At 41.5% G+C, this 13,044-nt stretch carries 13 protein-coding genes; 1 reads left to right on the forward strand and 12 read right to left on the reverse strand.

The features are described from left to right. Window positions 1-144: 144 nt before the first annotated feature. The 12 genes from lpxA to rimO form a co-directional block, all read right to left on the reverse strand. A complete protein-coding gene (gene lpxA, locus B4H32_RS07655; RefSeq protein ID WP_286801255.1) occupies window positions 145-933 on the reverse strand; it encodes an acyl-ACP--UDP-N-acetylglucosamine O-acyltransferase in 789 nt (262 codons plus the stop codon). Continuing rightward, complete coding sequence (gene fabZ / locus B4H32_RS07660) at window positions 930-1,415, reverse strand: 3-hydroxyacyl-ACP dehydratase FabZ (RefSeq protein ID WP_010589348.1); 486 nt, start codon at window positions 1,413-1,415, stop codon at window positions 930-932. The genes lpxA and fabZ overlap by 4 nt, the downstream gene beginning before the upstream one ends. 6 nt (window positions 1,416-1,421) lie before the next feature. Beyond that, window positions 1,422-2,492 carry a UDP-3-O-(3-hydroxymyristoyl)glucosamine N-acyltransferase gene (gene lpxD, locus B4H32_RS07665; RefSeq protein ID WP_286801268.1) on the reverse strand — a complete coding sequence of 357 codons (1,071 nt, stop codon included), beginning with the start codon at window positions 2,490-2,492 and terminating at the stop codon, window positions 1,422-1,424. A 3-nt stretch (window positions 2,493-2,495) separates the two neighbouring features. Next, window positions 2,496-2,984 (reverse strand): OmpH family outer membrane protein, encoded by a 489-nt coding sequence (locus B4H32_RS07670; RefSeq protein WP_267979452.1) that lies wholly within the window; start codon window positions 2,982-2,984, stop codon window positions 2,496-2,498. Between the two features lie 46 nt (window positions 2,985-3,030). Then, window positions 3,031-5,571 carry an outer membrane protein assembly factor BamA gene (gene bamA, locus B4H32_RS07675; protein ID WP_286801272.1) on the reverse strand — a complete coding sequence of 847 codons (2,541 nt, stop codon included), beginning with the start codon at window positions 5,569-5,571 and terminating at the stop codon, window positions 3,031-3,033. A 34-nt stretch (window positions 5,572-5,605) separates the two neighbouring features. Continuing rightward, entirely contained in the window at window positions 5,606-6,961 is a 1,356-nt protein-coding gene (rseP, locus tag B4H32_RS07680; protein WP_004680830.1) for an RIP metalloprotease RseP, read from the reverse strand. A gap of 5 nt (window positions 6,962-6,966) precedes the next feature. Next, complete coding sequence (ispC, locus tag B4H32_RS07685; protein WP_004680831.1) at window positions 6,967-8,163, reverse strand: 1-deoxy-D-xylulose-5-phosphate reductoisomerase; 1,197 nt, start codon at window positions 8,161-8,163, stop codon at window positions 6,967-6,969. Continuing rightward, a complete protein-coding gene (locus B4H32_RS07690; RefSeq protein WP_004680832.1) occupies window positions 8,164-8,988 on the reverse strand; it encodes a phosphatidate cytidylyltransferase in 825 nt (274 codons plus the stop codon). Window positions 8,989-8,990: 2 nt separating this feature from the next. Beyond that, window positions 8,991-9,740 (reverse strand): polyprenyl diphosphate synthase, encoded by a 750-nt coding sequence (gene uppS, locus B4H32_RS07695; protein WP_004680833.1) that lies wholly within the window; start codon window positions 9,738-9,740, stop codon window positions 8,991-8,993. A 4-nt stretch (window positions 9,741-9,744) separates the two neighbouring features. Then, window positions 9,745-10,299 carry a ribosome recycling factor gene (gene frr / locus B4H32_RS07700; RefSeq protein WP_004677618.1) on the reverse strand — a complete coding sequence of 185 codons (555 nt, stop codon included), beginning with the start codon at window positions 10,297-10,299 and terminating at the stop codon, window positions 9,745-9,747. A 75-nt stretch (window positions 10,300-10,374) separates the two neighbouring features. After that, window positions 10,375-11,103: a UMP kinase gene (gene pyrH / locus B4H32_RS07705; protein WP_004677620.1), complete on the reverse strand. Its 729-nt coding sequence runs from the start codon at window positions 11,101-11,103 to the stop codon at window positions 10,375-10,377. Between the two features lie 48 nt (window positions 11,104-11,151). Continuing rightward, the gene (rimO, locus tag B4H32_RS07710) at window positions 11,152-12,495 is read right to left on the reverse strand and encodes a 30S ribosomal protein S12 methylthiotransferase RimO (protein WP_262573124.1); all 1,344 of its coding nucleotides are present in this window, start codon (window positions 12,493-12,495) and stop codon (window positions 11,152-11,154) included. Between the two features lie 328 nt (window positions 12,496-12,823). On the opposite strand from rimO, the gene B4H32_RS07715 reads away from it, so the two are divergent. Continuing rightward, window positions 12,824-13,044: PAS domain-containing protein (locus tag B4H32_RS07715; RefSeq protein WP_286801315.1), on the forward strand; the 221-nt coding region annotated here is incomplete at its 3' end.

Consider the following 13,044-nt stretch of genomic DNA (forward strand, 5'->3'; position numbering starts at 1 on the left):
ACCTAAAGGGATTGATTTAAACCAGGCGTTTAAACGCACCTTTGAACTGTCTCCCAAAAAATACCGACAACAGTTTGTTGAGGAAGAAAATTAAGCCAATAAAAAAGACACCGAAGTGTCTTTTTTTTTATATTGAAATTAAACCTAACGCACAATCCCACGTGTTGATTTCTCTAAAGAATCAATCAACAGTTGGGCTTCTGGCACATTATCTAAAACTTCATTACGAATCTGTGCAATGGCCTGTTCAGTGGTCAAACCTGATTTATAAATCAATTTATAGGCTGTTCTTAAACCCTGAATCGTATCCCGTGACCAGCCCTTACGTCGCATTCCTTCAATGTTCAAACCATGTGCATGTGCTGGATTACCAGAAGCCAGTACATAAGCTGGCACATCTTTAAGAATGAGTGCAGCCCCGCCAATCATGCTATATGAATCAATACGGCAGAATTGATGAACGCCTGCATTCCCACCAACAATGACATGGTTACCGACATTCACATGCCCTGCAATACCAACATTATTGGCAAAAATGTTATGGTCCCCAATCATACAATCATGGGCGATGTGGGTATTCACCATCAACAGGTTATGACTACCAATTTTGGTCAAGCTCTGATCCTGTACCGTACCCCGATGCAAGGTACAATGTTCACGAATGGAGTTGTGATCGCCAATTTCCAGCCAGGTTTCTTCACCCTTGTATTTTAAATCCTGACAAATTTCTCCAATGCTAGAAAACTGGAAAATATCGTTGTTTTTACCAATTCGTGTAAAACCACCAATGACCACATGCGAATGTAACTTTGTACCAGTATCAATACTGACATTTGGCCCAACCACACAATATGGGCCAATCTGTACGTCAGAGGCAATTTTTGCAGACGGGTCAATTATTGCTGTAGGATGTATTAAATTTTGACTAGTCATGTCTGCTCAATTTTTTGGTGGGAAATCATGATCTCGGCTGTTGCAGCAACAATACCGTCAACACTGGCAGTACAATTGTACTTGTAAATACCACGTTTTTGCATCACAAGTTCAGATTTTAAGATAAGCTGGTCACCTGCAACAACCTGTTTCTTAAATCTTATTTTTTCCGCACCAGCAAAAAGAAACAAGGAACCCTCACTCGGCTTCTGATTTGTCAAAACAAAACCCAATATACCTGAAACCTGGGCAAGTGCTTCAATGATGAGTACACCTGGCATAATTGGGTAGGTTGGGAAATGTCCCTGCAAGAACTCTTCATTGATAGATACGTTTTTATAACCGACAATACTGTTCTCAGTGACTCCCGTAACTCGATCGACTAACAGGAAAGGATAACGATGCGGTAAATATTCACGAATGGTAAGAATATCCATCGGTAATTCAGGCATTGTGAATGCTGGAAATGTTGACTCGGTCATAATAAATTATTTACGTAACTTAAGGGTTGATTCAAGGGACTCTAATTGAGCTTGCATATGATCAAGCCTTTTGGTGATCTGGGTCAATGGCACATCTGCTAATTGTCTAAGGCGTACCACAGTTCTTTTCCAGTGACTATTTTCAAACAGTCCAATTCCCGAAGAAAAGGTTCCCGCCTCAGAAATACTTTTTGTGACCATTGACATTCCAGTAAGCGTCACATTATCCGCAATATTTAAATGCCCTGCAACTGCACTGCCACCACCGATAATACAGTTTTTGCCAATTCGGACACTTCCAGCAATTGCTGTGTTTGCAGCGATGGCTGTATGTTGACCAATTTGAACGTTATGCGCGATTTGCACAAGGTTATCAATAATGACACCATCTTCTAAAATTGTGTCATCTAAAGCACCACGATCAATGCTGCAATTTGAACCGATACGAACATCATTTCCGATACGAACAGAACCCAACTGGGCAATTCGATGCCATTTCCCCTGATAAGGTGCAAAACCAAAACCTTCAGAGCCAATCACTGTATTTGCATGAATACGAACACGATCACCAAGTTTTGCTTCGCCTGTGATCGTCACATGAGTATCAATGAAACCATCTTTGCCCACTTCAACATGATCATCTAAAAATACATGAGCTTGAATAATCGTGTTAGCACCAACCACACAGTTTTCACCAATTACAGCATAATGACCAATATAGGCATCATCTGCGATGATAGCTGAAGGATGGATCTGGGCTGTGCTTTCAATTCCACGTTGAGTTATTTTTTTTGCAAAAACATGGGTTAACATTGCGAAAGCTAAATAAGGATTTTCAACAATAATAAAGTTTTTCTTATCTTTCAATTGCGCTTTTAATGTCGGTGTGACGATATAAACGCCAGCAAGACTTGACTCAGCCTGTGCTAAATACTTATCACCATTTACAAAACTTATGTGCTGACTTTGTGCTTGTTCTAAACTTGCTAAGTTAAAAATTTCGAAGTCTTTTTCACCCAAAAACTCACCTTGTACAAGGTGAGCAATTTCTTCTAAACGATAACTACGTCTATTCATTGATTATTTCATTGCATTAACCTTTTGAATCATTTTATCAGTTAAATCATACTGAGCGTCAGAGGCAATCGTAGAATTTTTATTTAAAATAAAATCCAGGTTATTTTCTTTTCTTAATTGTTCAGCGGCCTGTTTCACACGATTCTCAAAATTTGTATTCATCGTTTGCAAAGTCGTCTGTACTTTGGTCTGTAGACCCTGTTGAGTCGTATTAAACTCATTGACCTTGGCCTGATACTGGCCACTTAATTTCTGTAAATCGGCCTGATTAGCGGACTGGGCTTTTTGCTGTAAGCTTTCAATCTCTTTACCTAACTGTTCCAGTTTAGCTGAAGTCGGTTTAACTGATTGACCCAGGCTGTCATTTTGCTGTTTTAAATAGGTACTGCTTTCAACGACCTTAGCCAGGTCCACAACACCTATACCGCCCGCATTTGCAACTGCTGAAACCGTTAATCCTAAACCTAACATCAGCATTGTTAATGTTTTCATTATTACATCCCTTATCTGTTTTGCAGAGTTCAAACTAAGGCCGTACTTAGAATGTACGACCGATTTCAAATTGGATTGATTTGGTATCATCGCCTTTCTTATCATTCAGTGGGAATGCATAACTCAACGATAATGGGCCAATCATGGTAATCCATGTAAAGCCAACACCCACACTGTAGCGCATGTTGTCAAAATTAAAATTGTAGTTGTCCTTGCAATACTGCTTGATATCAACATTGCTGCTGTTTACCAGAATGTTACCGCTTGGCACATCACACTTGGTGTCAAACACCTGCGCACCCTCGGCAAATAATACTGGTCGAACCTGACGTGCCCAGTCACCTTTAAATGGTAATGGCAACGCCAATTCTGTACCAAACTGAACCAGTGCGTTACCACCCACTTCCTCAGGATCTGGATCGCTTTGACCAGTTTCCTGAAAACTTACACTTGGATATTTAGGCCCCAGTGAGCTGTTATCATAACCACGAACCGATCCATAACCACCTGCATAGAAGTTCTTATAGAATGGCAAGTCATTACCATAGCCTAACTTACCGTAACCACGAAGGACAAAACCACCCCAAAGTGATTTAAATGCTTGCGCATCGTAAGTTAATTTTTGATAATCGACATCACTGCCAGGTAAACCAATTTCAAGACCAACGCGATGTGACATCCCCGAGGTTGGGAAAATCGGACGGTTTAATGTGTTATATGACCAACCTAAGTTTAAGTTATAGGTTAAGAACGTACCTTCAAACTGATCGCCATAAGTATGGATTTGATCTTCAGGACATGGTTTATAGCCAGTCACGATCTGTTTCTCAGGATTATTCGGATCTGGCCCCATAATAGGCTCTAAATCCACCTTACAATAACTCGAACTTCCAGTCGTTTTACCACCATTCGCTAATAAATAATCACGGATATAAGTCGAAACGCTCGGTCCTGTTCTGACTTTAGTCTTATCGATACCCACCGAAGCACTTAAACTTTGATTTTCATCAATCGGATAACCGAAACTTAAACTTCCACCAACACTGTCAGTGACATAGTTATTGACGTTATAGTCCTTGTTTAACTTGGTTTTACGATAATAAACGTTGTAGCCGCGGCTCACACCATCAATGGTAAAGTACGGGTCAGTCACACTGAGATTATAGTAATCCTGTGTTTCTGAACGGGACAAGTCAATCGCAACACGATTGCCTGTTCCCATAAAGTTGGTTTGACTGAGTCCAGCCTGGAATGTCACACCACCATTTTGAGAATAACCAACCGCAAGTGTGGTTGTGCCAGAGTGCTGCTCCTCAACATTGACATTCAGGTCAACCTGGTCAGTTGAGTTTGGTACACGAACAGGCTTGACATCAACCGTTTTAAAGAAGCCTGTACGTTCCAGACGCACCTTGGACAAGTCAATTTTTTCATTGCTTGCCAACGCGCCTTCCATTTGACGCATTTCACGACGTAATACTTCATCAGCTGTTTTGCTATTGCCTGTAAAGTTAATACGACGAACTGTAACTTGCTGACCTGGGTTGATATAGTAATTGAGGTTGACAATACCTGTCTGATTGTTAATCTCAGGTACGATGTTTACCTCAGCATAGTAATAGCCTGCATTCCCATATTTACGGAGCAATAGTTGCTTAACCGCGTTTACTTTTTCTTGTGAATAGGTCTCACCATCTTTATACAGCTTAAGCATCTGCAATTCTTCTGGCTTATATAATGCATCGCCGAGGAACTTGGTTTCGCCGAACTTGAACTGGCTACCCTCATCAACTGAAACCTCAATAAAAATATGCTTTTTATCTTCACTGATATTCAGTTGAGAGTTAATAATATTAAAGTTGATATAACCCTTGTTTAGGTAAAGGGCACGCAAGGCTTCAAGGCTTGCCGCCATTTTCTCACGTGCATAGCGGTCATTACGGGTTACCACAGAGGCCCAGCCACTTTCCTTAACGGCAAATACCTGCTTGATATCACTGTCACTAAAAACAGTATTACCAATAATATTAATGTCAAAAACTTTTGCAGCCGTACCTTCATTAAAGTTTAGCTTCAACTCAACGCGGTTGTTTGGACGAGCAACCGTTTCCACAGTCACATCGGCATCATAACGACCCTGCTGGGTATATTGCTGTTCCAGCTCGGTTTCAATGGTTTGCAGGGCTGATTTCTTAAAAACCTCACCCTCAGCAATGCCCATCTTCTTTAAGCCCTGTTCTAAAGCTTCTTTTGGAATGAGTTTATTACCCTTGAATTCAAGCTTGGAAATGACTGGACGTTCAACAACCTTAAAAACCAGAACATCTTTTTCTTTATAAGCCTTGATATCATCAAACAAGCCTGAAGCATATAGGGTACGGATTGCCTCGGCGATCACTGGATCACTTACTCTATCGCCACTATTTATTGGTAACATCGAATAAATACTTGCAGGTGTTAAACGCACTAGGCCATCAATTCGTATATCTCGTGCAAGAAACTCATCTGCTGCGTATGCTTGTTGTACCACTGCCATCGCACTAACCAGTGCCAAAGGCATTAATAAATGTGTGTGACGCATGCCCATATATTTTCCAGTAAGTTAAATTCCAATTGCGTTTTTATAAACGCATGAAGTCGTTAAATAAAGCCAAAAGCATCATGCTACCGAGCAGTACCATACCAACTTTTAGACCAAATATCTGTATTTGTTCAGAAACAGGTTTGCCACGAATGGCTTCAATAAAGTAATAAACCAAATGCCCACCATCCAGCATTGGAATTGGAAGCAAATTGAGAATACCCAGACTGACACTCATCAAGGCCATAAATGAGATAAAGGTCTGCCATCCCATTTCGGCGCTTTGTCCAGCCACTTTGGCAATGGTAATTGGCCCTGACAAATTATCCAGTCCAATCAAGCCACGCACCATCTTGATGATTGAGTTAAAGATCATGCCTGAAAGCTGTGTGGTTTTATCTACCGCAACACCCAACGCTTCGATCGGTGAATACTGAATGGTTTGTTTGTATTCAGCAGGAATGGTGATCTTGCCCGCGTCACTTTTCACCCCCAGCACGCCTGTGGTATTGCCCATATTGTCACGTTGACCTTGTGGCATCACCTGCAAATGCAGCAGTTTTCCCTGACGCATCACATCAATGTTCAAAAGTTTTTCAGGTGAATTCTGAACCACATCAACCACATCAAACCAGTCTTTCATGACAACATTGTCAATTGCAACGATACGATCACCGACTTTCATTCCCTGACGTGAAGCAGCACCATCTGCACTCAACTCTTTCACGGTTGCAGGAATGACTGGACGATAAGGCAAGAAGCCCAATACATCCAAAGGTGACTGGCTTTGATCCTTAAGGAAATCCTTGATTGGTAAACTAAACTGCTTTTCAGTACCTGCACGATCAACAATAATGGAAACTTGCCCTGTCTCTCCCACACGATTGACCAAGGTATAATTAAGTTTTTCCCATGTTGGCGTTGTTTGACCATCAACTGCCAGAATTTTGTCACCCACTTGCAAATCAACCTGCGCTGCGGGAGTATTGGGCATAATCTTGCCAATACGGGTATTCAACTGTTCCTGGGCTGGTAAAAATAAAATCCAGAACAATAACACGGCAAAAATAAGATTGATCAATGGACCAGCCGCAACGATGGCAATACGCTTCCACGGAGACTGACGGTTAAAGGCGTAAGGCAGGTCCTTTTCAGCAACATTGCCCTCACGCTCGTCCAGCATTTTGACATAACCACCAAGTGGCAAAGCAGAAAGCTGATATTGGATTCCAGATTTTTTAGACTGCCATTTCAGCAAGGTTGGGCCAAAACCAATGGAATAAACCAAGACTTTGACACCTAATTTACGCGCCACCCAATAATGGCCAAACTCATGAATTGCAATCAGTGGACCAAGTAATAAAATCGCTGCAACAATCATAAATAGTGCATTCATACGATTTAGCCCCCTATATCCACAATATACGTCTCTGCAACCTGTCTAGCGATCATATCAGTCTGTAAAATGATGTCTATGTTTTCTGCTTTGGCATTTTGTACAACTTGCAAAGTGTTCTCGACAATTTGCGCAATCTCAGTAAAGCGAATTTTTTGCTGCAAAAATGCAGCAACTGCAACTTCATTTGCTGCATTTAATACTGTAGGCGCCAAACCACCTGCCCGCATCGCCTGACGAGCCAAGTCCAATGCTTGAAACTTGACAATATCAGGTTGCTGAAAATTCAATTGAGCAGTCTCAAACAAGTTTAACGCAGGAACATCTGTTGCCAGGCGTTTAGGCCAGGCCAATGCATGTGCAATTGGTGTGCACATATCAGGGTTACCCATTTGTGCCAAAGTTGATCCATCCACATATTGCACCATGGAATGAATAATACTTTGTGGATGAACCACGACTGTAACAAAATGTTCTGATATTGAAAACAAATGACACGCTTCAATCAATTCCAGCCCTTTATTCATTAAAGTCGCAGAATCAACCGAAATCTTTTGACCCATAGACCAGTTTGGATGCTTACACGCCTGTTGTGGTGTTACATCATGCAATTGTTCTAATGAATGGTTGAGAAATGGCCCACCAGACGCTGTCAGTAAAATTCGGGAAACACCCAACTGGGGCTGGCCTGTCCTTTCAGCATTTAGATAGTCATGCGGCAAGGACTGGAAAATCGCATTATGTTCAGAATCAACGGGTAGTAACAGTGCATTATGCTTACGGGCAGCCTGCATCATGATGTCGCCAGACATGACCAAAGATTCTTTATTGGCAAGCAAGACACGCTTACCTGCCTTGACTGCGGCAAGAGTTGGCAACAAACCTGCCGCACCAACAATAGCAGCCATGACGATGTCAACATCGGCATGCTCAGCAATAGTGATTAAGCCCGCTTCATCAGTCAAAATTTCGATATGTTTTAAGTTTTCTTGATTTAAACGTTGTTGCAACTCAAATGCTTTTTCATTCGGCACCACAACAATTTTGGGATGGTATTTTTTACAAATTTCTAAAAGTTCATCCAAACGGCTATATGCAGAAACTGCAAATACGGTGTAATCGTCTGGATGCTGTTCCAATACTTTTAAAGTACTTTTTCCAATTGAACCCGTTACACCCAATATGCAAACAGCTTGAGTCATTTAAAGATCTACACCAATCAGTTTTAAAATATATATACCCGTAGCAAAAATAGGTGCTGCCGCAAGCAGTGAATCAATACGGTCCAGCACACCACCATGACCTGGCAACACACGGCCAGAATCCTTAATCCCTGCACGACGCTTGATCATGGATTCAAACAGGTCACCCAGCACTGATGCAAACACGGTAATGACTGAAAGAATCAGGAATAAAATAAGCTGCAATGCGGTTAAATTTAAATAGGAATATTGTACAACCAGCATAATAATCACTGTTGTGGCGATACCACCGTATAAACCTTCAACGGATTTATTTGGACTGACTTTCGGGGCAAGTTTCTTTTTACCAAACTTACGGCCAACAAAGTAGGCACCGCTGTCAGCGCCCCAAACCAATAGAAATAAATACATCAGCCACCACGGTGAGCTATGCCATACAGCATAAATTGCAGTAACAGCGGCTGAAATTAAAACAAACCCAATCAAGTGAAGTGAAACGTTGTACCAGTTATCAGCATCGGGGAAATTTTTAATCCAGTAAATGCTCACCAGCCAGGTAAGAATGGATGCAACCCAAAGCAGTAAGGCAATATCATTAAAAAACAATGCCAGTGTTGATACCAGTGCAACACAACCACCATATACCCAGGCTTTAGGTTTTGAGACAATCGCCGACGCCTGTGGCATCAATTTAGACCACTCGTAGCCTGCAACCCCTGCCGCTAAAATCATAAGCATGAACATTGGATAATGTGATTGCGTTGCAAACATGCAACTTAAAACAACTGCAACTAATACCAATGCGGTAATTATCCGCTCTAACATTATTAATTCTCTATTTTCACTTGTTGAATCTGTTCGGATGTCTTGCCAAAACGTCGCTCACGCCCTGAAAAAACACGAAATGCGTAATCCAATTCTTCGACCGTAAACTCTGGCCATAAAGTTTCTGTAAAGTACAATTCTGCATATGCAGCTTGCCACAATAAGAAATTTGAAAGGCGATAATCTCCCCCTGTACGAATTAATAAATCCACAGCAGGCAGGTCATTTAGACTGACATATTTATCAAATAAATCAACATTTATATGGTTTGTTTGAACTTTCCCAGCAAGAACATCCTGAGCAATACATTTTGCAGCATTCGCCATGTCCCACATGCCACCATAGCTAATCGCAATAGTTAAGGTCATGGAATCAAAGGCGGCTGTTTTTTGTTCTGCATATTGCATCAAATCCCTTAAATGACCTGAGAGACGTGATCGGTCACCAATGAAACGTAGAGCAATATTAAATTTTTCCATACGAGGAAGTTGCTCATGAATCGTATCTTCTAACAACTTCATGAGTAAATCGACTTCATACTGTGGTCGATTCCAGTTTTCACTTGAAAATGCAAAAACCGTTAATGCTTTTACGCCGACACTTTTACAATGCTCAACAATGGGGTCAAGGATATTTTTGCCTTCACGGTGCCCATCGCCTTTTTGCATCTGATTTTTTTTGGCAAAACGATTGTTGCCATCCATAATGATGGCAACATGCTGGGGAAGAAGCTGTTCTTCTTGTGAGGTCATATAATTAGACCTTCATCAATTCTGCTTCTTTGGCTGCAAGACGTTTGTCCACTTCCGCAACAAACTTGTCAGTGATTTTCTGAATATCTTCACCTGCACGGCGCTCATCATCTTCAGAAATTTCTTTTTCTTTCAGTAGGGCCTTAATGTCACCTAAAACATCACGACGGATGTTACGGATGGCAACCTTGGCATTCTCCGCTTCTGAACGGGCAACTTTCTGCATGTCACGGCGGGTTTCTTCTGTTAAGGCAGCCAACGGCACACGAATAGAGTCAGTGGTAATCGGGTTTAAGCCCAAGTCACTTTCGCGGATTGCCTTATCAATCGCAGACACCATGTTACGTTCAAATGGCTGAACAATTAAGGTACGTGAATCTTCAACACCCACGTTCGCCACCTGATTCAATGGAACATCTGAACCATAGTAAGGAACCATCACGCCATTTAAGATAGATGGATGAGCACGTCCAGTACGAACTTTTGCAAAACCCTGTTCCAAAGACTCAAGGGTTTTCTGCATGCGCTGTTCGCTGTCTTTTTTGAGATCGTTAATCATATGATCTTCCTTACTTATTCCTGAGGTATTACAAAATATTTAACGTAGTATAAAGCGCTTTATGGTTCACGTATATTAATTCGTGACGTGAGTTCCCTCTTTTTCACCCATCACAACAGAAAGCAATGCACCAGACTTGTTCATATCGAACACCTGCAATGGCACATTGTGGTCACGGCATAGGCAGATTGCAGTTAAATCCATCACACCAAGTTTCTCATCCAAAACCTGATCGAAAGTTAAATTGTCATATTTAACTGCATCTTCATATTTACTTGGGTCTTTGTTATAAACGCCATCAACCTTGGTTGCTTTCAGGATCAAGTTTGCTTCAATTTCGATACCACGTAAACAAGCTGCGGTATCAGTCGTAAAGAATGGATTACCTGTGCCCGCAACAAACACACATACCTCACCCTGACTTAAATGGCGAATCGCGTCACGGCTAGAATAGGACTCGACTACCGTACCAATTGACAAAGCAGACATCAAACGGGTTTTGATATTACGGCGCACCAATGCATCACGCATCGCTAAACCATTCATCACCGTCGCCAACATGCCCATTTGGTCACCTGTTACACGACCAACCAGACCATCTTTCTGCAACTGGCTACCACGGTATAAGTTACCACCACCAACAACGATACCCACCTGCACACCCAAGCCAACCAGATGGGCAATCGAAAGTGACATTTGGTCCAGTACCTGGGCATCAATACCCATATCTTTATTTCCAGCTAAAGCCTCACCAGAAAGCTTGAGCAAAATTCGTGCATAACGTGGATTCTTAGAAGCTGACATACCTTTACTCCAAACCGATCAATCTCAAAATTTTCTTTATATCTTGTGTTAAGCAGATTTAACCTGAATTAACCTTGCAAATAAATCGTATTCATCTGCATCAGTAATTTCGACTTCAAGCAGGTCACCTGCCTTAATCACGCTTTTATCAATATCTTCAACAAATACATTGCCATCAATTTCTGGTGCGTCCGCATAAGAACGGGCAACCGCAACTGGAAATTCTTCTTCCAGGCTATCCACTAAGACAGTCATCGTCTGACCAATACGCTTTTGCAGTTTTGCCGCTGAAATTTCCTGCTGAACTTCCATGAAACGCTCATAGCGCTCTTGCTTGATTTCTTCAGGCACATGGTCTGGAAGATCATTGGCTGTCGCTCCCTCTACAGGTGAATAGGTAAAGCAACCGACACGGTCAAGCTGTGCCTCTTTCAACCAATCCAATAGAATTTGGAAATCTTCTTCAGTTTCACCAGGGAAACCCACAACAAAAGTTGAACGAATCACCAATTCAGGGCATTTTTCCCGCCACAATTTAAGGCGTTCCAAGGTGTTTTCACTGTGGGCTGGTCGCTTCATCAATTTTAAGATGCGCGGACTGGCATGTTGAAAAGGGATATCCAAATAAGGCAGGATTTTACCTTGCCCCATCAGGTCAATGACTGCATCTACATGTGGGTAAGGATAGACATAATGTAAACGCACCCAAATACCAAGCTGACCAAGTGCTTCACACATATCATAGAATTTGGTTTTAACAGGCTGGCCATTCCAGAAATCCAGCTTATATTTGGTGTCCACACCATACGCAGAAGTATCTTGAGAAATAACCAATACTTCTTTTACACCCGCACGTTTCAATGCTGCCGCTTCATCCAATACTTTCCCTACTGGACGAGAAACAAGGTCTCCACGCATGCTTGGGATGATGCAGAATGTACATCGGTGATTACAGCCTTCTGATATTTTGAGATAAGCATAATGCTTCGGTGTTAAACGCACACCCTGCTCTGGAACCAGATCAATAAACGGGTTGTGCTTTGGTGGTGCAGGCACATACTCATGCACTGCCTCCATCACGTCCTGATAGGCTGCCGCACCTGTCACTTTCAGTACATTTGGGTGCATTTGGCGGATTTTATCTTCATCTTTGCCCAAACAGCCCGTGACGATCACACGACCATTTTCACTCATGGCCTCACCAATCGCATCCAGCGACTCTTGTACCGCAGACTCAATAAAACCACAGGTATTAACAACAACCAGGTCCGCACCGTCATAATCTGATGCCACTTGATAACCTTCAGTTTTTAACTGGGTTAAAATTCGTTCAGAATCTACCAATGCCTTAGGACAACCTAAAGATACAAAACCGACTTTGGGGGTCTTCATGAATCTGCGCTCCGCTTGAATCGGCGTATTGTATGACTTTTCGAGTGATAAAAACAGGTGGGGATTGCACAGTTTAATCAACGCACCAAAATACAACCAATTTTTTAAATAAAATCCTACATTGCACCAATTTAGAACATTATAAAATCCAGATAAAACCGCATCTATGTGAAAAATACAGCATAAACGTCATATCTTTTAACTAAGTTGTTGAAATTTAGTCTATCAAAAGTTGGCTTGCATTTTGCATTACATAAACTTTAGACATGAATGGCTATTCATTTATACATATATTTATTGCGCCATTTTAATACAGGACGATTCATAAATGGATCAACATAACACTATCGACTATCGACTGCTCGTAGATAATTTAACGACTGCCATATTATTGGTCGATAGTAAACTTAATATTTTTTATTTAAATTCGGCTTGTGAAGCATTATTCGATGTTAGTTTACTTCGCGCATCAGGTCAGCCTGTGCTCAATCTGCTTCATGCACATGACGATGCATTTAATACACATGAAGCTTTATTAAATACATTAGA

It is taken from the genome of Acinetobacter sp. UBA2063, assembly GCF_002333245.1.
Taxonomy (GTDB): domain Bacteria; phylum Pseudomonadota; class Gammaproteobacteria; order Pseudomonadales; family Moraxellaceae; genus Acinetobacter; species Acinetobacter parvus.